Here is a 21,765-nt window from a genome sequence, read left to right as displayed (position 1 = left end):
GGTATCTCGATGGTGGCGATGGTCGTGGCCTTCGGGTTCTTCTTGGTGCAGGGCCTGAATTTCGGGATCGATTTTCAGGGTGGGACGAGCGTCCGGACCCAATCGGAACAGCCCGTGGATGTTGCCGCCTATCGGTCGACTTTAGAGCCATTGGGTTTGGGCGATATCTCGATCACGGAGGTGTTCGATCCGAATTTCGACGAAAACCAGAACGTCGCGATGGTCCGTGTGCAGGCGCAGGAAGGCGATGAGCGGATCGCGTCGGAGACGATCCAAGCTATTCAGTTCGCTTTGGCAGAGATGTTAGAGAGTCAGACCTTCTTGGAAGTTGATCTTGAAACAGGATCGTCGGATGCAGTCCTGAATGCGGCGCAATCTGCTTTATCGTCAGTATCACTCGTCGACAATACGGGAGACGTCACTTTGGCAGTTCCCGCAGGCACGACGTTGGAACAAATCGAGCAGATCGAAAGGGCCATCACGGCATCGAATACAGTTACCTCAATCGGCCGTTCGTTCGACAATATCTCTTTTCCCTCCGTTGAGTCGGTCGGCCCGAAAGTCTCTGGCGAGTTGATCCAGACGGCGGCCATCGCTGTCGCCCTCGCGGTTCTGGCGATCCTGGCCTATATCTGGCTGCGCTTCGAATGGCAGTTCGCCGTGGGCGCGGTGCTGGCCCTGACTCACGACGTGATCCTGACGATCGGGATTTTCTCGGAATTGCAGATCAAGTTCGACCTGGCCATTATCGCCGCTCTGCTGACCATCGTGGGCTATTCGATCAACGACACGGTGATCGTGTTCGACCGCGTGCGCGAGAACCTGCGTAAGTACAAGAAAAAGGACCTCAAGGAGGTGCTGAACCTGTCGATCAACGAAACGCTCAGCCGGACCTTGATGACCTCGGTCACCACCTTGCTGGCGTTGATTTCGCTTTTCGTGTTGGGTGGTGACGTTATCCGCGGCTTTGTCTTCGCGATGATCTGGGGTGTGATCATCGGGACCTATTCGTCGATCTTCGTGGCTTCGGCGCTCTTGCTGGTGCTGGGGGTCAAGCGCGACTGGTCGAAAAAGGATCCCTCCGCAGGTGGCCGTTATGCCGAGGTCGAGGCGCAGGCGAAATCGACTGACTGATGCGCCTCAACGAGATCGCATATGATGATAGCGTGCCGATTGACGGCTATGGGCCGGGGTTCTTTCGGATCGGCGGCGAGAAGGTTGAAGGGCCTGTGATGGTGTCACCTGCTGGTGTCACCACGTGGGGTGGGTTCTCGGATACGGAAACCATTATTGATCAGGTCGCCGATCTTGACGTCGTCTTTGTGGGCACCGGGGCGGAAATCGCGCATTTGCCAACCGATTTTCGCACGATATGCGAGGCGGCGGGGATCGGGGTGGAGCCGATGGCCTCTCCCGCCGCATGCCGCACCTACAACATCCTGCTCTCTGAGGGGCGGCGTGTGGCCGTGGCCCTGATCCCTGTTTGAATGCTGACAGTGTCCAACCTGACATGCGCACGCGGCGGGATGCCGGTGTTAAGCGGGGTCGGGTTTGAGGTCAGCGCAGGTCAGGCGCTGATCTTGCGCGGCCCGAATGGCGTGGGCAAGACGACATTGTTGCGGACATTGGCGGGGTTGCAGCCTTCGTTGCATGGGCTGGTCGAATACCCGGAAGAGCAGGGCGCCTATGCCAGCCACGCGGACGGGATCAAGGCCGCGCTGAGCGTGACGGAGAACCTGGCATTTTGGGGTAACGTGTATGGCAGCGCGTGGGTTTCACCCACCTTATCGGACGTACTGCGGGCGTTTGACCTGGCCGATCTGAAGGACCGTTTGGGGGGCACCTTGTCGGCTGGTCAGAAACGCCGCCTTGGCCTTGCCCGTCTGGCGGTGATAGGGCGAAAGGTTCTTTTTCTGGATGAGCCGACCGTGTCGCTCGACCGTTTTTCGGTCAAGCTGTTCGCTGATTGGCTGCGTGGACATCTGGCTGATGGCGGCATCGCCGTAATCGCGACCCATATCGACCTTGATCTTGATGCGCCGGAGCTTGACCTGACTCCGTTCAAGGCCGCCCCGTATGTGGGCGGCGGGTCGGACGAGGCATTTCTGTGATCGCGCTCTTGATGCGTGACCTGCGGTTGGCGATCCGCGCGGGCGGCGGCTTTGGGCTGGGTCTCGCGTTTTTCCTTATTGTTGTTGTGCTGGTGCCGTTTGGCGTTGGGCCGGATGCGGAGCTGTTGGGCCGGATCGCGCCGGGCATCCTCTGGGTGGCGGCATTGCTGGCGGCCTTACTTTCTCTCGACCGGATTTTTGCGCTGGATTATGAGGACGGATCGCTGGCCCTGCTGGCCACTGCGCCGCTGCCGCTGGAAGGTGTCGCGCTGATCAAGGCGCTGGCGCATTGGGTCACCACCGGGCTGCCCCTGACGCTGGCGGCCCCTGTGCTGGGGTTTTTGCTGAACCTCGCGCCCTCGGCTTACCTTTACCTTCTGGTCTCGCTGTTGATCGGTACGCCAGCGTTGTCGATGATCGGCACGTTTGGCGCGGCATTGACGATTGGCTTGCGGCGCGGGGGGCTGCTGTTGTCGCTCCTTGTCCTGCCGCTTTATGTGCCGACCCTGATCTTTGGGGCCGAGGCGACGCGGCGTGGTGCGGATGCGCTGGACCCGACCGGTGCTCTGATCTTGCTTGGCGGGATCACTGCAGGCACATTCGCGATCATGCCCTTCGCCGCTGCGGCTGTGTTACGCATCAATTTACGATGAGGGCCATTGATGCCCCGGGCAGGGAGGTTAGATAGCGAGCATGTCGATGTGGGAATATGCAAACCCAAAAAAGTTCATGGAATGGACGCGGCCTGTCTTGCCGTGGACATTCGGGCTGGCCGGGTTGTGCCTGGGCGTTGGTCTGATCTGGGGGTTCTTCTTTACGCCGGATGATTTCCGCCAAGGATCGACCGTCAAGATCATCTACCTGCACGTGCCCGCCGCCCTGATGGCGATCAATGCGTGGATCATGATGCTGGTCGCCTCGCTGATCTGGGTCGTGCGACGGCATCATGTGTCGGCCCTTGCCGCGCGGGCCGCAGCACCGGTGGGCGTGACGATGACGCTGATCGCACTGTTCACAGGCGCCGTCTGGGGCCAACCAATGTGGGGGACATGGTGGGCGTGGGATCCGCGCCTGACGTCGTTCCTGATCCTGTTCCTGTTCTATCTGGGCTACATGGCGTTGTGGGAAGCGATCGAAGACCCGGATACGGCCGCCGACCTGACCAGCGTGCTGTGCATGGTTGGGTCGATCTTTGCTGTGTTATCCCGTTATGCCGTCTTGTTCTGGAACCAAGGACTGCATCAGGGGGCGTCCCTGTCGCTGGACGCAGAGGAGAATGTAGCGGATGTGTTCTGGATACCTTTGCTGGTCTGCATCGCGGGGTTTGTTTTGCTGTTTGTCGCCTTGGTCCTGATGCGGACACGGACCGAGATACGCGCCCGCCGCATGCGCGCGCTGGAGATGAGGATGCAGCATGCCTGATTTGGGGGAATACGCTGTCGAGGTCCTGTTGGCCTATGCGGGCAGTCTCGCGCTCTTGTTGGCCATCGTGGGCCTGAGTTGGCGGCGCTATGTCCGTGTCCGCGCGGCGTTGGAGAGGGTGGAGAAGCATGGCTAAGGTCTCGCCCCTGATGATCCTGCCGCCTGCGATCTTCGCGGCCTTTGCCGGGCTCGCGCTGGCGGGGATGATGCGGGACAATCCGGATGAGCTGCCTTCGACCTTTGTCGGCCAACAAGCGCCAGCCGTGCCTGTCGAGGCGGTCGAAGGGACGGTGCAGTTGACCGATGACGACCTGCGGTCGGGCGAGATCACCATTGTCAATTTCTGGGCCAGCTGGTGCCCGCCCTGCCGGGCGGAGCATCCGAACCTTTTAGACCTTGAGGCGCAGGGCTATCGCGTGGCTGGCATGAATTTTCGAGACGCGCAGGATCAGGCATCAAGCTATCTGGCGGATTATGAGGACCCCTTCTTTGCCACCGGGTTTGATCTGCGGGGCAGGGTAGCGATTGACTGGGGCGTGACTGCGCCGCCAGAAACATTCATCGTGGATGGGGACGGGACGGTGCTGTTTCGGTACGTCGGCCCGCTGGTCGGGTCGGATTACGAGCAGCGGTTTTTGCCGGAATTGGCCAAGGCAGTGGAGTAGAGATGGTGTGCTCAGCCGACAAGTATCACAGTAAGATTGTTTTTAGCCCACATTTTACATGACATATCGCGCCAATTAATTTAATGTATACGTTGATAGGTAATGGCAAAAGTGTGGTTGTGCACAACATAGGTTCAAACGAACAATTTCAGGCGAATGACGGCATTTGTCCACGTTGTCAGACAGAGCATGGTCGGCGTTTCGGTGCCTTCAACTGCCAAAGTTGCGGCTATCGGGTCCACCCATCCCAGCTAGAGCGCAACATGCAGGGTGTCTCGAAAGTCCGGGCGATCTTAGGGGGACCGTTATTTTCCGCTGTTTTGATCGGCTTAGGCGTTTTTGTCGATCCAATCCTTAAGCAGTTTGGGATCGGGCGGTGATAACGTGCGACCTTGCATTATCGTTTTTCCCACTCGCTTAGAAAATACTCCAGATCGGCATCACCCGGGTACTTTTGAAGCCCCTCAGACAACAAGCTATCTATCTCTTCCGTTTGATCGCTGTTCCAGAGACCAACGAGTGTCACGAAGTACAACCGTGCGTTTATGTCTTTCGTGCCCAAACCCCGACGTGCCACACGCGCCGCCTCAGCCGGCTTGTTCATTTGATTGAGCGACAATGACCAAAAGTACCATGCGTCCTGCATGACGCTTTCACGTAGTTCTTGGTCAGCGTCTGGGTCTTGATTGACCCGCTCTTCGACTTGCATGCAGTCGCTGACGGCCAGGCTGTAGCGCCCTAAATCAGTGCGGACCGCACAGCGCGAGAGCCAGCCTTGCCAATGATCATCTTGTTCAAGAATACTGGTATACGAGGCCTCTGCCCTTTCGGATCTTCCCTGTTCACGATAAGTCCAAGCAAGCATCCGAAGTGTCGCGGTATTATCGGGCTCTATTTTGAGATATTGTTCAAAATCTGCGATGCTGCCTTCCATATCGCCTGCTTGTCGCTTGGCGATGCCGCGCCGATGTAAGCCGAACAAGAGCAAATCTTGGTCGCCGCCTTTTTCATCAATCAAGGCGGTGCAGGCGGTTATCGTCTCGGGCGGATTGGTAACGGGGTCTGCATCGAAACATGAAAGGTCCGATGTCTCTTGAGCAAAAGCGCTGCCCGAAATCAACAACGCAGCGACAACAATGCTTATCCGCACGGCAGTTTCCAGAACGATGCTGTGAATGGGCGGAAAGGGTCGCCCATTCGTTTGTTTAAGCGCGTCTGCAATCAAGCCGCCTTCGCCAAATTCTGCAGCACGTAATGCAGCACGCCGCCGGACTTGATGTAGTCGATCTCCACCGCTGTATCAATCCGGCATTTCAGCGTTATGTCCTTGGTCGATCCATCCGCGAAGGTGATGTTCGCCGTCACCTCTTGCAGTGGCTTCACGTCGGCCAGCCCTTTGATCGTCACCGTTTCCTCGCCCGTCAGGCCGAGTGATTTGCGGGTGTCGCCGCCGGTGAATTCGAAGGGCACCACGCCCATGCCGACGAGGTTCGAGCGGTGGATACGTTCGAAGTTTTCGGCGATGACCGCTTTCACACCCAACAGCGACGTGCCCTTGGCCGCCCAGTCGCGGGATGATCCGGCGCCGTATTGTTCGCCGCCGAAGACGACCAGCGGAGTGCCGTTGGCCTGGTGCGCCATCGCGGCCTCGAAGATGGACGTCTGGTTGCCGTCCGGTCCTTTGGTGTAGCCGCCTTCGACGCCGTCCAGCATCTCGTTCTTGATACGGATATTGGCGAATGTACCGCGCATCATGACCTCGTGGTTGCCGCGGCGCGATCCGTAGGAGTTGAACTCGCGCACCGGCACCTGCCGTTCGATCAGGTATTTGCCGGCTGGCGTTGTGTCCTTGAACGACCCGGCGGGGCTGATGTGGTCGGTCGTGACCATGTCGCCGAGAACGGCAAGGACCTTGGCATCGACCACATCGTTGATCTCGCCCGGATCCTTGGACATGCCCTGGAAGTAGGGCGGGTTCTGCACATAGGTTGACGATGCGGGCCAATCGTAGGTTTCCCCGTCGGAGGTTTCGACAGCCTGCCACTTTTCGTCGCCCTTGAACACGTCGGCGTATTTCGACTGGAACGCCTCTCGCGTGACCGTTTTCTCGACCAGCGCATTGATTTCGGCCGACGATGGCCAGATGTCTTTCAGGTAGACGTCATTGCCGTCCTTGTCCTGTCCGATAGGGTCGTTGGCGATGTCCACGTTCATGTCACCGACCAGCGCATAGGCCACGACGAGCGGGGGCGAGGCGAGGTAGTTGGCGCGCACGTCCGGGCTGATCCGCCCTTCGAAGTTGCGGTTACCGGACAGAACCGATGTGGCGATCAGGTCGTAATCGTTGATGGCTTTGCTGATCGGTTCTTCCAGCGGGCCGGAATTGCCGATGCAGGTCGTGCAGCCATAACCAACAAGGTTGAAGCCGATCGCGTCCAGGTCGTCCTGCAGGCCCGCGGCCTCCAAGTATTCGCTGACCACCTGCGATCCGGGCGCGAGCGATGTCTTCACCCATGGTTTCCGGTTCAGCCCCAATTCGCGTGCCTTCCGTGCGACAAGACCGGCGCCGATCATCACGTAGGGGTTCGACGTGTTGGTGCAGGACGTGATGGAGGCGATGACGATGGACCCGTCATGCAGCTGATAATTGCCATCCTCGGTAGCGACATAGCCCCGCTTGTGATGCCCTTCATCACCGGGGATATCCTGCGGCTCTGGCTGGCCGCCTTCACCTTCCCAACGGATTTCGGCATTGGCGCTGGCGTCTTTGCCGTCGCGGATCCCTTTTACATATTTGCCGAATTCGGTGGCTGCCACGTCGAGCGCGATGTGATCCTGCGGACGTTTCGGGCCCGAGATTGCGGGCACCACGGTGCTCATATCAAGGCTGAGCGTGTCGGAATAGATCGGCTTGTAATTCTCATCGCGCCAAAAGCCGTTTTCCTTGGCATAGGCTTCGACCAGTGCGATCCGGTCTTCGTCGCGACCTGTGTTGCGCAGGTAACGCAGGGTTTCGCCGTCGATCGGGAAGAAGCCGCAGGTCGCGCCGTATTCAGGGGCCATGTTGGCGATGGTGGCGCGGTCGGCGAGCGGCAAACGGTCCAAGCCTTCGCCGTAGAATTCGACGAATTTGCCGACGACGCCGAGTTCGCGCAGCATTTCGACAACTTTCAGGACGAGGTCGGTGCCGGTGGTGCCTTCGACCATTTCGCCAGTCAGTTCAAAGCCCACGACCTCTGGGATCAGCATCGACACAGGCTGGCCCAGCATCGCGGCCTCAGCCTCGATCCCGCCGACGCCCCAGCCAAGGACGGCGAGGCCGTTGACCATCGTCGTGTGCGAGTCAGTGCCGACCAGCGTGTCGGGATAGGCGACCTCTTCACCGTTCTGGTCCTTGTCTGTCCAGACAGTCTGGGCGAGGTATTCCAGGTTCACCTGGTGGCAGATGCCGGTGCCCGGGGGGACGACGCGGAAATTGTTGAACGCGCCCTGGCCCCATTTCAGGAACTGGTAGCGCTCCATATTGCGTTCATATTCGCGATCCACGTTCATCTGGAAGGCGCGCGGGTTGCCGAATTCGTCGATCATGACCGAGTGGTCGATGACAAGGTCGACAGGGTTCAGCGGGTTGATCTGTTGGGCGTCACCACCCAAAGCGACGATGCCGTCACGCATGGCGGCAAGGTCGACCACGGCAGGCACGCCGGTGAAATCCTGCATCAGCACACGGGCAGGGCGATAGGCGATCTCGCGCGGGTTCTTCCCACCTTTTTCCGCCCATTCGCCGAAGGCTTTGATGTCGTCAACCGAGACCGAAAACCCGTCATCCTCGAACCGTAAAAGGTTCTCCAGCACCACCTTCAACGCGGCGGGCAGTTTGGTGAAATCGCCCAATCCCGCCGCTTGCGCGGCGGGGATGGAATAATAGGCGACCGACTGGTCGCCGACGGTCAGTGTTTTACGGGTTTTGGCTGTGTCTTTGCCGACGGTGATAGGCATGGGAATCCCTTTCCTGGCGGAGGCTATGAAGGTATTTGACGCGCTTGTGCCCTAACGGCGCGCGGCGTTCAAGTGGAGATTGTATGCGATTGTATGCAAATCGTGGTGGGAGGTCCAGTGAAACAAAACTAACATGTTTCTCGCAATTCATTGATTGGATTTTTGCCTGCATGCGCAATAGACCGAAATGCAATTCGTTGACGAGGGATCGATATGCGCGCACTTCTGGCCGCTATGGCTTTGACAGGGATGTTCACCACGACACAGGCTGTGGCCGACAGTCCGGTCGTGGTCGAACTTTATACGTCGCAGGGGTGTTCGTCCTGCCCGCCGGCAGATGCGTTTTTGCACGAGTTGGCAAAGCGCGACGATGTCATCGCACTGGCGTTGCATGTCGACTACTGGGATTACATCGGTTGGAAAGACAGCTTTGCGACGCCGGAATATACCGCACGCCAGCATGCCTATGCGCAGTCGTTCAATGCAGCGGTCGTCTATACCCCGCAAATGGTGATCAACGGTAAGGAACACGTTGTGGGGTCGCGTACCGTGCAGGTGATGGACGGGATCATGCGGCATCAGGCGGCGGCGTCCTCTGTGGATGTGTCGGTCACACGATCCGGTGGTGCCGTGGAAATAAGCGCCGATGCGGACGAGGAAGGGGATTACCTTGTCCAGCTTGTTCGCTATACCCCGCAGGAAACGATAGCCATTCGCCGGGGCGAAAATGCTGGGCGCGAACTGAGTTACGCCAATGTCGTGCGGAAATGGGACGTGGTCGGACGTTGGGACGGGTCCAGCGCCCTCAACCTGCGTGCGGCCGCTGAAGGGGACGAGCCTGTGGTGGTGCTGATCCAGCAGGCCGGTCACGGCGCGATCGTCGGCGCGGCCCAGTTGCGCTAGCGTTTTTTCCAACGTCTGTGGACCCAGAACCACTGGGACGGATGGCGCGCGATCTGCGCTTCGAGCCGTTGTGTTGCGTTGATCATCATCTCTTCGGCCGAGCCGGGCGGGACCGGCGCCTCGACCTCGACCGCGAAGGACAGACCGTCGGGTTGGCGTATGCCGAAATAGGGGATCATCAGCGCGTCCATCTTCAACGCGATCTCGGCAGCCGATAGCGCCGTATGTGCCGGATGCCCAAGGAAAGGGACGGCCGGTCCCTTGGCGGAGACATCGAACAAAAGCGTGCCCATCCCGCCCGATTTCAAATGCCGGGCAAAGCCCATGGTGCCGCGTCGTCCCTGCGCGAAGACCGGGCCGCCCCATGACGTCATGGTCTTGGCATAGTGCGCATTGAAGAACGGATTCTGTGTCGGGCGATATAGGCCGCCGATAACATGACCCATCGCGGTCAGCACCTGACGCGGTGCTTCGTGATTACCGAAATGTGCAGTGACAAAGATGACCGGGCGATTGTCTGTCGCTGCCTGTGACAAGGCGGTCAGCCCTTCCCCGGTGGGGACTGTTCCTTTCAGCCGCTGGCCGAATTCCGTCCACGCATAATTTTCGATAAGCGTCCGCCCGAAATTGTCACAACAGGCTGCTGCGATCGCGCGCCGCTTGGCCTGGGGCATGTCGGGGTAAATCATGGCCAGGTTATCCTCGGCGCGCTTGCGATAGCCGACCAGCGGCCCGATTCCTCGGCGTAGGATCGCCCCCATCAGCGGCACGCGCCGCTCGTGTGGCAGGCGCAAAAGCGCGCTGATCAGCCCGCGCAAGACCTTGTCGGCCAGCCAATCGGCTGTTGACCCATCAGGGGGCTCTGTCTCATCCGTTGTCGTCATTGTGCCGGTTGCCTAACCGGCAGTGCCGTTCCGGACAAGCGCGTCGGGTGATTTCGGCAGGCCGGTCCCGATCATGCTGTCGCGGGTGACCAACTGGGCAAGGTCGGTTTCGGACCATCCGTCGGTGCCGGTGGGTCGGGCGGGGATCACGATATAGCGCATGTCGGCGGTGCTGTCGTGGACCCGAACTGTTGTGGTGTCGGGCAGAATGACGCCGAATTCGGCCAGCACTTTGCGTGGTTCTTTGACCGTGCGGGACCGGTAGGCGCGGGATTTGTACCAGTCCGGCGGCAGACCTAGCAGGTTGCGTGGGTAGCAGGAACATAAGGTGCAGACGATGACGTTATGGACATCGTCCGTATTCTCAACGGCGATCAGTCTCAGCGGGCCGATATCGAACCCCATGGCGGCGCTCGCCGCGCTTGCATCTTGCAAAAGGTCATCGCGAAACCCCGGATCGATCCAGGCGCGTGCCACGACGGCGGCACCGTTCGCCGGGCTGCGCGCATCCATCGTGCCGATCTGGGCGTTGATCGCCGCAGGCGTCGTCACGCCCTTTTCGATCAGGATTTCGCGGATCGCGATTTCCATCTGCTGCCAGTAGGTCAGCGGCGTGTCGTCGTCGGGGCGGTAGGGGTGACCGGAGGGTGAAAGATGATCATGCGGCATCGGGTGCCTCCGCCTGTTCAAGCCAATGGGCATAGATTTCGGCATCCAGCGTATCATTGGGCGTTTCGGCCCTGTCACCCCATAGCTCGGCCATGGTGAAGCGGACGCGCAGCAGCTTTGTCGGCTGCCCGTCATGGCCATAGGCCAGTTCTTCGGGGTTGGAAAAGGCCCCCAGCGTTCGTTCGATCCAACCGGTTTTGCCGCGCAGATAGGCCGGCGTGCGTACATGGCCCGGCGGCATCGATGCCTTGACGCGGACCCAGTCAGCCATTCGCGGCCTCGCCATACGTCGTGCCGCGCCTTGCCACGACGTCCATCCGCTCGGCAAGCTCGGCGATGGTGTAGACACCCGCCTCGATCAGGTTCTGGTTCACCGACGCGATCCAGCGTTCGTAATACGACATCGTCTCGAACGCCTCTTCGCCCATGTCTTCAAGCGCTCGGCGCAGGCCATCGACGGTGAAATAGCCTTTACCAGAGGCGATGATCATCAGCGCGTCGACACGCTTTTCCCATAGAGCGAAGTCGTGATCATCATGCGGGACCGGGCCTGCGGCATCACCGCCCATGTCATGCCAGCGCCGGCCATCGAAATCCGTCATGTCATTTGTCATGACGCAAAGGTAGGCGTCCGACCGCGGCTTGTCACCCGGCGAATTCAGCCGTCCGCTGTTTCCGCATCGGGGTCGATCAATATGATATCCCCGCGATCCGCGAGATCCCGGATCGCGGTCGTGACGGCGTTCATCGCCTTTTCGGCATCCGCCTTCTTGATCGTTCCCTTCTCGCTGGCATCTTCGCGCAACTGATCCGCCATCCGCTGCGACATATTCGACAGGATGAACTCTGCCGCCTGCACCGTGTCCTCACCACCGGCGAGCGCGGCGGCGATGGCGGTGATCATCATATCGCCGTCGACAGGCCGGATGCAGTTGGGCACATCCAAAGGTTGGATCCGGTGCGGGATGTCTTTGAACGTAAAGATCGCCTTGCGTACATCACTGGCAAAGTCCGGGTCCGTTTCGCCCAAGGCAGCCAGCAAATCCTCGCGTGTGTCGTTGGCCGTCGAATTGAGGATCGCGCCAAGCCGCTGCACGGGGGCTTTGTCAAAGGCCGTGATACGTGGCCGGCCATAATCCGTCGCGAGCGTCTTGCCGATTCGGCGCACGACATCGGGTGAAACATCGGCCGTCTGGGACATCGCGAAAGTGATGCGGCGGGCGCGACTGCCTTCGGTCGATTGCAGAACCTCGGCCGCCTTGGCGACCGGTAGCTTGGACAGAAGGATGGCGCAGATTTCGGTGCTTTCGGCGGTCATGATTTGGGCGATCCGATCCACGGACAGATCCAGCACGACAGGCCAGTGATCACCGTTGCGCGCGCTTTCCGTCCGGGCACGCAAACGGTCCGCCAAAGGCGCGCTGAGGTGGTCCGCCAATGCGGTGATCGCAGCATCGCGCGATATCGGTGCGGTGAGTCCGACGGATTCCAACTCGGCCGCGAATTCGGCGGCGACGGCGTTGACGGTGTCGCGGTCGATCAGTCGGATATCACCCAATTCATCCGCAAGAACCTCTTGCAATGATTCGGGCAGAGAGGAGAGCGCCAGCTGGCCACCATCATTCAGCAACATCTGAACGACAACCGCCGCTTTCCGGCGGCGTGTAAGCGGTTTTTCGCGTGTGGTTTGATCGGCTTGCGTCATGCCCACTGACTAACCGCAGGCCGTAAAGGAAAGGTTAGGCGAAGCTAAGAACCGGGATGTGTCACCATGATCGACATGTTGCGCAGTTGCTGGATCGTCTCGGGGTCAAGCTGTGCCTGATCCTCGGTCCCATCGTGAAGAAGGTTGAATGCCACGTGGATCTTTTCGACCTCTGCGTCCGTGAAATCTCGATCGCCTCGTGCAAAGCTGCCAATGCTTCTGATGCCATCGGCCTTGTCCTGACGTTCTCTTGCACAAGTTATACCGTAATTGATGCCGAACTCTTTAGCCTGAACCAGCACACCCTGAATGTCCAGATCCTGCAAGTCGCTCCAACGCACGACGCCGACGTTTTCAAAACCCCAACCTAACGTCGGGTCAGTCATCAAAAGACCTTGTTGACCGTAGTGATCAAGCCACGCTTTGGCATAGGTTTGAAACATGAATTTCGGCGTCGTATATTTTATCTGAAGACCGATCGCATAACCAGCTGGAGCAAACTCGCGCATTTCGCCCAATACTTCGCTGATCTCTAACGATGTCGACGACATTAAACTAACACTCGCTTTCAGGTTGCCAAATAGATCGTGACCGCACTACTTTGGCGCAAGGCATTGCGTATCAACATTGTAGGTATAACAGTGCGAAAGCAACAAGGCTTTTGTTAAATGTGGAAGCCTCGAGGTACTTAAATGTCGACTTTGCTCCGTTCGGAGGACATAGAGCAGCTTGCGCCAGCGGGTCACTACATCGCCCTGCGTATCGGTTTCGCGTTTCCGATGGAAGAGACCAACGCGCTGCCGCCTGAATGGGTCGAGCACTATACGGTGCATCGATTTATGCTTTTCGATCCGGTGATTAGATGGGCCTACAGCCATATCGGCACATGCCGCTGGAGCGATCTTTCGCTGGATGATCCAAAGCGTGTGCTTGCACAGGCCAAGACATTCGGGATGCGATACGGCGTGGTCGTTTCGGTGTTCGATTCGAACGGCGACGGGCAGCGGTCGTTTGCATCGTTCGGGCGGGGTGACAGGGAGTACACCGATCTCGAGGTCAAGCTGCTGAAGGCTTTTCTGACACGACGCCACAACGAGACGGCTCCGCCGACGAACCTGACCAATGCCGAACTGGAAGCGTTGAGCATGGTCAAGGACGGCAAGCGTCTTAAGGAAATCGCCCATGAGTTGAGCGTGAGCGAGGGCGCCGTGAAACAAAGGCTTAAGAACGCAAAGCAAAAACTCAGCGCAAAGACAGGAACACAAGCCGCTACGCTCGCCAGTCAGTATGGTTTGATTTAAGCTCTGGGTTGTTTTTGCAACGCCCGGTCGGCGACAGATTTCCACCACATCGTCTTTTTTCTCCGCAATCGGAACAAATCAAGATAACTTGTCGTTGTTAAAGTAAATGACAATCGGCGGGTGTGGCTTGATGTGCCACTCGCCCCGAGGAGACAGAAAGAGGGTTATGGAGAATATTGTCTTTAGTCTGGCGCAGCTACACCAATACGGCGCCGAGTTCTATGATTTCCTGAAGTTGCGTAAGCGGTTCTTCGTGGACCAACTCGGGTGGGAGATACCGCATGACGATGATGTCGAAATGGATCAGTATGATAATCCGACAGCCTATTATTCCTTGATCGTATCCGACGGCGTGGTCGTTGCCGGTACACGGGTGATGCCGACGACGGCGCAATGGGGATCACATACATACATGTTGCGTGACGCCGTTGCCGGTAAGCTGATCGGCATCCCCAAGAATATCCTACCGGCGGCGGAATCCACTGCGAACGTCTGGGAAGTGACCCGTACCGTGATCGCGGACGATATCAATACGCAGGAAGATCGCTCTGTCTGCCTGTCGATGATGCTGGATGGTGCGGTCGATGTCGCGAAATCACGTGGTGCAACCGAATTGCTGTCATTGTCACCTGTGGCGATGTCGCGGACGCTGCGCAAATTGGGATACAAGGCCGAGCGGATAGGGGAGCCCTATCGCAATGCGGAAGACGGACGTCGCTATGCCTGTATCAGCATGCCGACGGTGCGCAGCGATCGGCGGATTGTCGTACCGACAAAGGTAACGACGGCCGAATCATCAGCAGGGTCGCGTGTGGCAAAACACCCTCCGGCTCACGCTGTGGCGACGCTCTGATGAAAAATCTGTGACCGGCCGGGGTGGGACAGACGGCCGGTCACCATATGACGATCACTCACCAAAAACCCGGGCGAAAATCGTATCGACATGTTTCGTGTGATAGCCCAGATCGAATTTTTCCGCGATTTCATCCGCTGACAGCGCTGCCGTGACATCGGCATCGCCTAACAGTTCGGTTTTGAAATCGGCCCCATCCTCCCAGACTTTCATCGCATTCCGCTGCACAAGGCGATAGGCGTCTTCGCGACTGACGCCTTCCTGGGTCAGCGCAAGAAGGACACGTTGCGACATCACAAGCCCGCGGAATTTGTTCATGTTGGCCAGCATGTTATCGGGATAGATGACCAGCTTTTCGATCACGCCCGCCAGCCGGTTCAACGCGAAATCAAGCGTGACTGTCGTATCCGGCCCGATGGCGCGTTCAACGGATGAATGGCTGATATCGCGTTCGTGCCAAAGTGCGACATTCTCCATCGCGGGGATCACCGACATGCGCACCAGCCGGGCGAGACCGGTCAGGTTTTCGGTCAGGACGGGGTTGCGTTTGTGGGGCATGGCGGATGAACCCTTCTGTCCCTTGGAAAAGAATTCCTCAGCCTCCAGCACTTCGGTCCGCTGCATGTGCCGGATTTCGGTGGCGATGTTTTCGATGCTGCTGGCGATCACGCCGAGGGTGGCAAAGAACATTGCGTGACGGTCGCGGGGGATGACCTGCGTGCTGATCGGTTCGGGCGTCAGGCCCATCTGGGCGCAGACATGTTCCTCGACCGCCGGGTCGATATTGGCGAAGGTGCCGACCGCGCCCGATATCGCGCCGGTCGCGATCTCCTCGCGAGCAGCGACGAGGCGTTTGCACCCACGATCCATTTCGGCGTAGAAGCGCGCGAAGGTCAGGCCCATCGTCGTCGGTTCTGCGTGGATGCCGTGACTGCGCCCGATGCGGACGGTGTCCTTGTGCTCAATGGCGCGGGTTTTCAGCGCGGCAAGCACCCGGTCCATATCCGCGACCAGGATGTCCGCGGCACGGACAAGCTGGACATTCAGAGTCGTGTCCAGCACGTCCGACGATGTCATGCCCTGGTGAACGAACCTGGCCTCGTCATTGCCGATGATCTCGGCCAGATGGGTGAGAAAGGCAATGACGTCGTGCTTCGTCACGGCCTCGATCTCATCAATCCGGGCCACGTCGAAATCTACATCGCGGGCTTTCCAGACGGCGGCTGCGTTTTCTTTCGGGATCACCCCCAAATCGGCCTGCGCGTCGCAGGCATGCGCCTCGATCTCATACCAGATGCGGAACTTGGTCGCGGGGTCCCAGATGGCGGTCATTTCGGGGCGGGAATAGCGGGGGATCATCAAGGCACCTCTGATATGGGCTGGGCAGCGATTTCGGCTTGGGTCATAAAGGTGGTGGCGACGGGCCTCAAGAGAGGCATGTCATAATCTGAGGGCCGGATGCTGAAGATCACTGATTTCGAAGGAACCTGGCAAATCAGCCGGGTGATCACTGACCGGTTGGCGGGACAGACAGGGCAGTTGGATGGTGTGGCGACGTTCACGCGGACCGACGGAAATACGTTGGCCTATGTCGAGGAGGGGACGCTGCAGCTGGCTGATGGTCCGAAACTGCAGGCGACCCGACCCTATCGCTGGCACTTCGGTGACGATGTGGTCGCAATGACCTTTGCGGATGGCAGCGCATTCCACAGTTTTGTGCCCGAGGGTTACGTGGAGGGGACCGAGCATGATTGTGGCGACGACACGTATGCGGTGCGCTATGATTTCATCCCCTGGCCGCGTTGGAGGGCGGTTTGGGTCGTGAGCGGGCCGCGCAAAGATTACACATCGGTCACCGAATTCACCCGATAGGGTGGGTCGAGACCCACCTTACGTCGGACCGCCGTTAACGCTATCCGCCTTGCGCGGCACTGCAGCATCGGGCACAACACGCGACAAGGACACTAACAGGGGAGAGCGGCACATGGCCCTCGCGTTGAATGACAAAGTTCTGACCGAAGCGTTCGGTCCATCCGAAGGCACCGCTTTGCGGATCAAGCAGGCGGTCATGGTCGTGCTGGGGGTCGCGGCACTGGCCATTGCTGCGAAAATCAGATTTCCGATGTGGCCTGTGCCGGCGACCATGCAGACCTTCGTCGTGCTGGCGATCGGCGCGTCCTATGGTCTGCGGCTGAGCTCGCTGACGCTGGGCGGTTACCTGTTGGTGGGCCTTCTTGGCTACGATGTTTTCACCGGTTCGTCCGCCGAGAGTTTTGGTTGGGCTTACATGACCGGCGCCACCGGGGGCTATTTGGTTGGTTTCTTCATCGCTGCCGTTGCAATGGCATCGCTTGCCCGGGCCGGTTGGGATCGGTCGGTCGTGAAAATGGCCGGGGCAATGCTTATCGGTAACATCATCATTTACGCTTTCGGATTGCCCTGGATGGCCTATCTTTTCCTCGAGGCAAAAGGAATTGAATGGGTGATGCAGTGGGGCTTGACGAATTTCATTGTTTTTGACGCTTTGAAACTGGGTCTCGCGGCACTTCTCTTTCCTGCACTATGGAAACTGATTGGCGACGCACGTCGCTAAGATCAATGATCTCAATAAAAAAGGCGCTGCCGCAGCAGCGCCTTTTTTCGTCAAGTAGGTCATTTTAGACCGGCGGCTTGCCCCGCACAGCGCGCGAGATCAGCGCGATGGCGAACAGAACCAGGAACACAAAGAACAGAATTTGTGCGATCCCGGCCGATGCGCCGGCGATACCGCCGAAACCGAACAGGGCCGCGATCAGTGCGATTGCCAAAAAAGTCAGTGCCCAACCAAGCATTGGATTCATCCTTTCGTTGTTTCGTTTGTGGCACTTCTGTGCCTCGGTGAAAGAACACACCGCCCCGCGAATTGGTTCCGCCTTTTTTCAGACCAGTTCGGTGGCGATCGTCGAGCTGCGCTCCAACGTCTTGTGAACGGGGCATTTGTCGGCGATTTCCAGCAGCCGATCACGCTGCTCCGGGCTAAGATCACCCTCCAGGCTGATACGTCGTTCGAAATGATCGACCTTGGCCCCGGGATCGGCGGCATCATGGGCGTGTTCCTTGGCATGGGCGATGTCGACGCTGATACCGGTCAACGGCCACCCCTTGCGCCGGGCATACATCCGGATGGTCATCGATGTGCACGCCCCAAGACCCGCCGACACCAAACCATATGGGGTCAGCCCCTTGTTCGTCCCGCCGAATTTCGCCGGTTCATCGGCGGCCAGATGGTGGGGGCCCGACTGGATATCCTGCAGGAAACCGTTCGGGTCAGCCTCTGTCACGCGCAAGACACCTTCCGGTGCGGCGACCTTTGGTGTCGGCGGGGTCAGGTTCAGATAACGTTTGGACCACGCGGTGATCACGTCGGCTGCGTATTCGGCATCGGCGGGTCGGGTGATCAGGTGATCGGCATCGTCCAGCGTGACGAAACTTTTGGGGTGCTTTGCGGTCAAAAATATCTGCGAGGCGTTTTCGATGCCGACCGTTTCATCGCGGGGCGCGTGAAGCACCAAAAGCGCGGCACCCAGTTTCGATACGGACTCGGTCAGCGCGACCTGCGATATGTCATCGACAAAGCCCTTGCCGATCCGGAACGGGCGCCCGCCCAGATTGACCTCGGCCACGCCCTGACCCGTAATTTCATCAAGGGCGGATGCGAAATTATGGGTCACATGACCCGGGTCGAACGGGGCGCCGATGGTCACCACCGCCTTGACCGAGGGCATTTGCGGCGCGGCCTTCAACACTGCCGCACCGCCAAGCGAATGCCCGATCAACAAAGAAGGGGACATGCCGCGCGCATCCAATGCACGACATGCCGCGATCAAATCATCGACATTTGACGAAAAACTCGTGTTCTCGAATTCACCTTCCGAATGGCCAAGTCCGGTGAAATCGAACCGCAAGACGGCGATCCCCATCGCCGACAGGCGGGCGGCGATTCGGCGCGCGGCGGCGATATCTTTGGAGCAGGTGAAACAATGGGCGAACAATGCAGTGGCCAGATGCGGGCCGGCAGGCAGATCGAGACGGGCGGCAAGCTGGTGACCGTCATGGCCCGCAAAGCTGAGTTTTTCGGTTGGCATGGGCTGACCCTTTCCTGTAGCTGCGGTCAGACATGATCAGACAGGCTGCATCACACAACCCCGGTCGCGGCAAGGTGAGAGTTGTTACGCTGCTGTGGTGGCTGGTCGGCTGCGTGATGGCGCTGGCCTGGCTGGCGCTTATGACGGGGTTTCTGGGCCGTTGGTGGCCACTTGCCGATAGCCTGTCGTTGCTACGCCCGCTGCTGGGCGTTTTGTGTTTGCTGGGGGCCTGCCTGCGGTTTGCGAAAGTGACCCGCATCGCCCTGGCTGGAGCCGCTGCCGCTGCGGCCCTGACGATACTGCCGCTTTTCGTGCCCGGTAAGGGGGGCGATTTGCGGATCTATTCCAAGAACATGTGGTATCGAAACGGCGAATTGCTGGCGCTGGCGACCGATATCATCGACAGCGGGGCAGAGGTGGTGATGCTGCAAGAGGTGTCCGACCGGAACGCCATGATCTTGCAGCTTTTGGGGCCACGCTATCCGCATCAGCATGTCTGCCCCTTTGCCGGGTGGAGCCGGATCGCCGTCTTATCGGTTCATCCCATCGCGGAAACCGCGTGTTCGTCGCGGCGGGCGATGGCGGCGGCGCGGATCACCCGGGACGGTCGGGCATTCTGGGCAGCTTCGGTGCATCTGCAATGGCCTTATCCGTATGGGAACAGCGCGACTGCCGACAGCGCGGTTGATCTTTTGCTCGGGCTGGACGGCCCGATCGTGACGGGCGGTGATTTCAACATTTTCCCTTGGGCGGCAAGTGTGCAGCGGATGCGACGGTCGGGCAGGATGCGGTCCGTCACGCCACTGCGCCCGACCTTCCATTTGAAAGGTGTTCCGCTGTTTCTCGACCACGTCTGGGCACCAGGCGGTGGCCATGCCAGCTATCGGTCGCCGCTCGGGTCGGACCATCTGGGGATTCTGGCGGTGGTCGATTTGGACGGGTAGGGTAGCTGATAAGCCATTTTACGGCTGAGCCGTCCTTTCCGTCCGTGCCAACAGCAATGCCGCGGTACCCATCAGACCTGCAGACGCGCGATTGATGACCTGTCGCCTGAGCGGTGTCAGGGCATGCGCGCCCACCAAACTGCCCGCACTGACCCAAAGCAATGCAGCGATGCCCTCGGCGATCAGATAAAGCGCGCCCAGAAGGAAAAGCTGGGGCACAAGCGGCGCGGTGTCGTTGACGAATTGCGGAAGAAAAGCGGTCAGCAGCAGATACGCCTTCGGATTGCCCATCAGCGTCAGGAATTCGCGACGCATCAATGTCGAGACGTCCGGTGCCTTAATTTCATTGGACACATCGGCGGTCCAGAACTGAAAGGCCAGAAATAGCAGGTAGCCGACGCCGACCCATTTGAGCGCGACAAAGGCCATTTCCGACGTGCGCAAAAGAACATCTAATCCCAAAGAGACAAGAACGACCAATACCGCCCAAGCGGCAAGCCGCCCCAAGATGCTTTTGGCGGTCGACAGCCAACCGGCCTTTGTGGCCGAGATGAAGGCTAGCAGGTTGTTTGCGCCGGGCGAGGCCCCGAGAAGCAGCGCCGCCGGCAGGAAAATAATGAGTTGTTGCAACGTCATAATGCGCCTCCACCAGAAGACCTAGCGCGGTGACACTCCGATGACGAGGGACGATGTCCGATCAGAAAGGCATCGCGGCAACCTATGCGCCAAAATGCCCCATTAACGCCGGATCATGGGGATAGGTCGTCAGGTTCTCGAACCCGTCATCGGTCACCAGCACCTGATCTTCCAGCTTTATCGAAAAGTCGCCACCTTCGGGGCTGATCAAGGCCTCGACGCAAAAGACCATGCCCGCCTGCACCTCGTAATCGAACGCGCCTTCGACCCAGCGGTCAGGATAGGCGATCAGCGGCCATTCATCACACAGGCCTACACCATGCATCAGGCAGCCATATTTCAGATTTTGATACTTGTCCGGCAACTGGTGCGTATTGTGGGTCAGGTCGTTGAAGGACACACCCGGTTTCAGCATCTGCATATTCTGGTCGATATGTTCGACGCCGATCCGCATCGCCTCGATCATGTCAGGGCGCGGTTTGCGATCACCGATCCACCACGTCCGGCTGATATCCACGCAAATGCCGTAAGCCCCGACAAGATCGGTGTCGAAGGCCACGATTTCGTTGTTCTGCACGATCCGCGGCCCGCATTCCTGAAACCATGGGTTGGTGCGCGGGCCCGATGTGAGCAGCCGTGTCTCGATCCACTCACCCCCGCGTCGTATGTTTTCGGCGTGCAGAACGGCCCATATGTCATTTTCCGACATGTCGCCGCGTGGCACACCGGTGCGTGCGGCCTCTTCCATGGCGTGGCAAGCGGTTTCGCAGGCATGGCTCGCACAGCGCATCGCCTTGATCTCGTCCGGGCCTTTGATGCTGCGCGCCTTTTCGGTCAGTTCCTCGCCGGGGAAGATGGTAAACCCAACCTCCTCATGCCCGCGCAGACCGTGCAGCATCATCTTGTCCACGCCAAGGCGCATATTGCCCCCGCCATGTTCGGCAATCAGATCGCGGACTTCTTGGGCAAAGACCCGCGCCGCCGGGCCAAGCTGATCACCCCGGTCGAAATAGAACAGGTCCGCCCCCGTCCGCTGTTCGGCGACAAGTGGGTTGAACGTGCTGAGGAACATGCCGTTCTTGTAGTCCCAGATCACCATATAACCGTCGGCGCAGACCAGACAGGCCCGGAACGGATTGTGGGTGTTCCACAGCTGCATATTCGTGCTGTCGGTCGCATAGCGGATATTCAGCGGATCGGTCATCAGGATGCCGCCATAATCGCGCGCGACGACCGCATCGGTCAGGCGCTTGTGACGATAGGCCCGCATGTGGGGAAGATCGGGCAGGTCCAGCCCCGCCGCGGCCCATTCCTCAAAGGCAAGGCACGTTGGCCCGATTTCGACCCGGTCAGGATCATTGGGCGTGCCATCACCCAGCATCAGCCCCCGACTGGGATCGATCTTTCTGTTGTTCCGTTGATGGTTATTCATCGCATAATGCCCTTGTCGGACCATATGCTCACATCATTTTATTGCATGTTCTGGTGCAAACGCGACGTTCAAACCCCGCAGAAAAGTCGCAGAACGGCCTTGACCGGACAAACGATT

The 21,765-nt window shown here is 59.1% G+C and carries 26 protein-coding genes; 13 read left to right on the top strand and 13 right to left on the bottom strand.

Annotation, left to right across the window (positions count from 1 at the left end; genetic code table 11):
• Positions 1-9 precede the first annotated feature (9 nt).
• Genes secF through V8J85_RS05610 form a run of 7 tightly spaced genes read left to right on the top strand, consistent with a single transcriptional unit; the run spans position 10 to position 4,198 of the window.
• Positions 10-1,134 carry a protein translocase subunit SecF gene (gene secF, locus V8J85_RS05640; protein ID WP_445285884.1) on the top strand — a complete coding sequence of 375 codons (1,125 nt, stop codon included), beginning with the start codon at positions 10-12 and terminating at the stop codon, positions 1,132-1,134.
• Positions 1,134-1,487 (top strand): Mth938-like domain-containing protein, encoded by a 354-nt coding sequence (locus V8J85_RS05635; RefSeq protein WP_339952704.1) that lies wholly within the window; start codon positions 1,134-1,136, stop codon positions 1,485-1,487. The genes secF and V8J85_RS05635 overlap by 1 nt, the downstream gene beginning before the upstream one ends.
• Positions 1,488-2,111 (top strand): heme ABC exporter ATP-binding protein CcmA, encoded by a 624-nt coding sequence (ccmA, locus tag V8J85_RS05630; RefSeq protein WP_339952703.1) that lies wholly within the window; start codon positions 1,488-1,490, stop codon positions 2,109-2,111.
• Positions 2,108-2,764, top strand: a complete 657-nt coding sequence (ccmB, locus tag V8J85_RS05625) for a heme exporter protein CcmB (RefSeq protein WP_339952702.1) — start codon at positions 2,108-2,110, stop codon at positions 2,762-2,764. The genes ccmA and ccmB overlap by 4 nt, the downstream gene beginning before the upstream one ends.
• 40 nt (positions 2,765-2,804) lie before the next feature.
• On the top strand, positions 2,805-3,533 hold the full coding sequence (locus tag V8J85_RS05620) for a heme ABC transporter permease (protein WP_339952701.1): 729 nt from the start codon (positions 2,805-2,807) through the stop codon (positions 3,531-3,533).
• Complete coding sequence (gene ccmD / locus V8J85_RS05615) at positions 3,526-3,669, top strand: heme exporter protein CcmD (protein ID WP_339952700.1); 144 nt, start codon at positions 3,526-3,528, stop codon at positions 3,667-3,669. The genes V8J85_RS05620 and ccmD overlap by 8 nt, the downstream gene beginning before the upstream one ends.
• Entirely contained in the window at positions 3,662-4,198 is a 537-nt protein-coding gene (locus V8J85_RS05610; RefSeq protein WP_339952699.1) for a DsbE family thiol:disulfide interchange protein, read from the top strand. Before ccmD ends, V8J85_RS05610 begins: the two co-directional genes overlap by 8 nt.
• 397 nt (positions 4,199-4,595) lie before the next feature.
• On the opposite strand, the gene V8J85_RS05605 is transcribed toward V8J85_RS05610, so the two are convergent.
• Together V8J85_RS05605 and acnA are read right to left on the bottom strand one after the other, a co-directional pair.
• The gene (locus V8J85_RS05605; protein WP_339952698.1) at positions 4,596-5,423 is read right to left on the bottom strand and encodes a tetratricopeptide repeat protein; all 828 of its coding nucleotides are present in this window, start codon (positions 5,421-5,423) and stop codon (positions 4,596-4,598) included.
• Positions 5,420-8,197, bottom strand: a complete 2,778-nt coding sequence (acnA, locus tag V8J85_RS05600) for an aconitate hydratase AcnA (protein WP_339952697.1) — start codon at positions 8,195-8,197, stop codon at positions 5,420-5,422. The genes V8J85_RS05605 and acnA overlap by 4 nt, the downstream gene beginning before the upstream one ends.
• Before the next feature lie 213 nt (positions 8,198-8,410).
• Here acnA and V8J85_RS05595 point away from each other — a divergent pair, with 213 nt between their 5' ends.
• Positions 8,411-9,100, top strand: a complete 690-nt coding sequence (locus V8J85_RS05595) for a DUF1223 domain-containing protein (RefSeq protein WP_339952696.1) — start codon at positions 8,411-8,413, stop codon at positions 9,098-9,100.
• Here V8J85_RS05595 and V8J85_RS05590 read toward each other — a convergent pair.
• From V8J85_RS05590 to V8J85_RS05565, 6 genes are all read right to left on the bottom strand, one after another.
• The gene (locus tag V8J85_RS05590) at positions 9,097-9,984 is read right to left on the bottom strand and encodes a lysophospholipid acyltransferase family protein (protein ID WP_339952695.1); all 888 of its coding nucleotides are present in this window, start codon (positions 9,982-9,984) and stop codon (positions 9,097-9,099) included. The genes V8J85_RS05595 and V8J85_RS05590 overlap by 4 nt on opposite strands.
• Positions 9,985-9,996: 12 nt before the next feature.
• Entirely contained in the window at positions 9,997-10,653 is a 657-nt protein-coding gene (gene nthA, locus V8J85_RS05585) for a nitrile hydratase subunit alpha (RefSeq protein ID WP_339952694.1), read from the bottom strand.
• The gene (locus V8J85_RS05580) at positions 10,643-10,924 is read right to left on the bottom strand and encodes an SH3-like domain-containing protein (RefSeq protein WP_339952693.1); all 282 of its coding nucleotides are present in this window, start codon (positions 10,922-10,924) and stop codon (positions 10,643-10,645) included. The genes nthA and V8J85_RS05580 overlap by 11 nt, the downstream gene beginning before the upstream one ends.
• On the bottom strand, positions 10,917-11,222 hold the full coding sequence (locus V8J85_RS05575; RefSeq protein WP_445285883.1) for a ScnB-like protein: 306 nt from the start codon (positions 11,220-11,222) through the stop codon (positions 10,917-10,919). Before V8J85_RS05575 ends, V8J85_RS05580 begins: the two co-directional genes overlap by 8 nt.
• 89 nt (positions 11,223-11,311) lie before the next feature.
• Positions 11,312-12,358, bottom strand: coding sequence for a FliG C-terminal domain-containing protein (locus V8J85_RS05570; RefSeq protein WP_339952691.1), 1,047 nt, complete (start codon positions 12,356-12,358; stop codon positions 11,312-11,314).
• Between the two features lie 44 nt (positions 12,359-12,402).
• Positions 12,403-12,867 (bottom strand): autoinducer binding domain-containing protein, encoded by a 465-nt coding sequence (locus V8J85_RS05565; protein WP_339952690.1) that lies wholly within the window; start codon positions 12,865-12,867, stop codon positions 12,403-12,405.
• Between the two features lie 270 nt (positions 12,868-13,137).
• Here V8J85_RS05565 and V8J85_RS05560 point away from each other — a divergent pair, with 270 nt between their 5' ends.
• Both V8J85_RS05560 and V8J85_RS05555 read left to right on the top strand, forming a co-directional pair.
• On the top strand, positions 13,138-13,659 hold the full coding sequence (locus V8J85_RS05560) for an autoinducer binding domain-containing protein (protein WP_339952689.1): 522 nt from the start codon (positions 13,138-13,140) through the stop codon (positions 13,657-13,659).
• 166 nt (positions 13,660-13,825) lie between these two features.
• Entirely contained in the window at positions 13,826-14,512 is a 687-nt protein-coding gene (locus tag V8J85_RS05555) for an acyl-homoserine-lactone synthase (protein WP_339952688.1), read from the top strand.
• Positions 14,513-14,566: 54 nt separating this feature from the next.
• On the opposite strand, the gene purB is transcribed toward V8J85_RS05555, so the two are convergent.
• Positions 14,567-15,871 carry an adenylosuccinate lyase gene (gene purB, locus V8J85_RS05550; protein ID WP_339952687.1) on the bottom strand — a complete coding sequence of 435 codons (1,305 nt, stop codon included), beginning with the start codon at positions 15,869-15,871 and terminating at the stop codon, positions 14,567-14,569.
• 99 nt (positions 15,872-15,970) lie between these two features.
• Between purB and V8J85_RS05545 the strand changes: the two genes are divergently transcribed.
• The gene (locus V8J85_RS05545) at positions 15,971-16,384 is read left to right on the top strand and encodes a DUF6314 family protein (RefSeq protein WP_339952686.1); all 414 of its coding nucleotides are present in this window, start codon (positions 15,971-15,973) and stop codon (positions 16,382-16,384) included.
• Positions 16,385-16,496: 112 nt separating this feature from the next.
• The gene (locus V8J85_RS05540) at positions 16,497-17,105 is read left to right on the top strand and encodes a biotin transporter BioY (protein WP_339952685.1); all 609 of its coding nucleotides are present in this window, start codon (positions 16,497-16,499) and stop codon (positions 17,103-17,105) included.
• A gap of 64 nt (positions 17,106-17,169) precedes the next feature.
• Here V8J85_RS05540 and V8J85_RS05535 read toward each other — a convergent pair whose 3' ends face one another.
• Entirely contained in the window at positions 17,170-17,343 is a 174-nt protein-coding gene (locus V8J85_RS05535; protein WP_339952684.1) for a DUF1328 domain-containing protein, read from the bottom strand.
• An 87-nt stretch (positions 17,344-17,430) separates the two neighbouring features.
• Positions 17,431-18,636 (bottom strand): bifunctional alpha/beta hydrolase/OsmC family protein, encoded by a 1,206-nt coding sequence (locus V8J85_RS05530; RefSeq protein WP_339952683.1) that lies wholly within the window; start codon positions 18,634-18,636, stop codon positions 17,431-17,433.
• Positions 18,637-18,668: 32 nt separating this feature from the next.
• Between V8J85_RS05530 and V8J85_RS05525 the strand changes: the two genes are divergently transcribed.
• Entirely contained in the window at positions 18,669-19,580 is a 912-nt protein-coding gene (locus V8J85_RS05525) for an endonuclease/exonuclease/phosphatase family protein (RefSeq protein WP_339952682.1), read from the top strand.
• An 18-nt stretch (positions 19,581-19,598) separates the two neighbouring features.
• Here V8J85_RS05525 and V8J85_RS05520 read toward each other — a convergent pair whose 3' ends face one another.
• Positions 19,599-20,216: a LysE family translocator gene (locus V8J85_RS05520; protein WP_339952681.1), complete on the bottom strand. Its 618-nt coding sequence runs from the start codon at positions 20,214-20,216 to the stop codon at positions 19,599-19,601.
• A gap of 82 nt (positions 20,217-20,298) precedes the next feature.
• Positions 20,299-21,648 carry a dimethylsulfonioproprionate lyase DddP gene (gene dddP, locus V8J85_RS05515; RefSeq protein ID WP_339952680.1) on the bottom strand — a complete coding sequence of 450 codons (1,350 nt, stop codon included), beginning with the start codon at positions 21,646-21,648 and terminating at the stop codon, positions 20,299-20,301.
• Positions 21,649-21,765: the final 117 nt, after the last annotated feature.

The sequence above is a fragment of the Yoonia sp. 2307UL14-13 genome, from assembly GCF_037572755.1.
GTDB lineage: Bacteria > Pseudomonadota > Alphaproteobacteria > Rhodobacterales > Rhodobacteraceae > Yoonia.
This window is presented reverse-complemented; position numbering and strand designations above follow the sequence as displayed.

Excerpts from the sequence above, each read along its gene's own strand:
- secF (WP_445285884.1), top strand. The coding sequence starts at position 10 with ATGGTGGCGATGGTCGTGGCCTTCGGGTTCTTCTTGGTGCAGGGCCTG.
- V8J85_RS05635 (WP_339952704.1), top strand. The coding sequence starts at position 1,134 with ATGCGCCTCAACGAGATCGCATATGATGATAGCGTGCCGATTGACGGC.
- ccmA (WP_339952703.1), top strand. The coding sequence starts at position 1,488 with ATGCTGACAGTGTCCAACCTGACATGCGCACGCGGCGGGATGCCGGTG.
- V8J85_RS05620 (WP_339952701.1), top strand. The coding sequence starts at position 2,805 with ATGTCGATGTGGGAATATGCAAACCCAAAAAAGTTCATGGAATGGACG.
- ccmD (WP_339952700.1), top strand. The coding sequence starts at position 3,526 with ATGCCTGATTTGGGGGAATACGCTGTCGAGGTCCTGTTGGCCTATGCG.
- V8J85_RS05610 (WP_339952699.1), top strand. The coding sequence starts at position 3,662 with ATGGCTAAGGTCTCGCCCCTGATGATCCTGCCGCCTGCGATCTTCGCG.
- acnA (WP_339952697.1), bottom strand. The coding sequence starts at position 8,197 with ATGCCTATCACCGTCGGCAAAGACACAGCCAAAACCCGTAAAACACTG.
- V8J85_RS05595 (WP_339952696.1), top strand. The coding sequence starts at position 8,411 with ATGCGCGCACTTCTGGCCGCTATGGCTTTGACAGGGATGTTCACCACG.
- V8J85_RS05590 (WP_339952695.1), bottom strand. The coding sequence starts at position 9,984 with ATGACGACAACGGATGAGACAGAGCCCCCTGATGGGTCAACAGCCGAT.
- nthA (WP_339952694.1), bottom strand. The coding sequence starts at position 10,653 with ATGCCGCATGATCATCTTTCACCCTCCGGTCACCCCTACCGCCCCGAC.
- V8J85_RS05580 (WP_339952693.1), bottom strand. The coding sequence starts at position 10,924 with ATGGCTGACTGGGTCCGCGTCAAGGCATCGATGCCGCCGGGCCATGTA.
- V8J85_RS05575 (WP_445285883.1), bottom strand. The coding sequence starts at position 11,222 with ATGGGCGGTGATGCCGCAGGCCCGGTCCCGCATGATGATCACGACTTC.
- V8J85_RS05570 (WP_339952691.1), bottom strand. The coding sequence starts at position 12,358 with ATGACGCAAGCCGATCAAACCACACGCGAAAAACCGCTTACACGCCGC.
- V8J85_RS05565 (WP_339952690.1), bottom strand. The coding sequence starts at position 12,867 with ATGCGCGAGTTTGCTCCAGCTGGTTATGCGATCGGTCTTCAGATAAAA.
- V8J85_RS05560 (WP_339952689.1), top strand. The coding sequence starts at position 13,138 with ATGGAAGAGACCAACGCGCTGCCGCCTGAATGGGTCGAGCACTATACG.
- V8J85_RS05555 (WP_339952688.1), top strand. The coding sequence starts at position 13,826 with ATGGAGAATATTGTCTTTAGTCTGGCGCAGCTACACCAATACGGCGCC.
- purB (WP_339952687.1), bottom strand. The coding sequence starts at position 15,871 with ATGATCCCCCGCTATTCCCGCCCCGAAATGACCGCCATCTGGGACCCC.
- V8J85_RS05545 (WP_339952686.1), top strand. The coding sequence starts at position 15,971 with ATGCTGAAGATCACTGATTTCGAAGGAACCTGGCAAATCAGCCGGGTG.
- V8J85_RS05540 (WP_339952685.1), top strand. The coding sequence starts at position 16,497 with ATGGCCCTCGCGTTGAATGACAAAGTTCTGACCGAAGCGTTCGGTCCA.
- V8J85_RS05535 (WP_339952684.1), bottom strand. The coding sequence starts at position 17,343 with ATGCTTGGTTGGGCACTGACTTTTTTGGCAATCGCACTGATCGCGGCC.
- V8J85_RS05530 (WP_339952683.1), bottom strand. The coding sequence starts at position 18,636 with ATGCCAACCGAAAAACTCAGCTTTGCGGGCCATGACGGTCACCAGCTT.
- V8J85_RS05525 (WP_339952682.1), top strand. The coding sequence starts at position 18,669 with ATGATCAGACAGGCTGCATCACACAACCCCGGTCGCGGCAAGGTGAGA.
- V8J85_RS05520 (WP_339952681.1), bottom strand. The coding sequence starts at position 20,216 with ATGACGTTGCAACAACTCATTATTTTCCTGCCGGCGGCGCTGCTTCTC.
- dddP (WP_339952680.1), bottom strand. The coding sequence starts at position 21,648 with ATGAATAACCATCAACGGAACAACAGAAAGATCGATCCCAGTCGGGGG.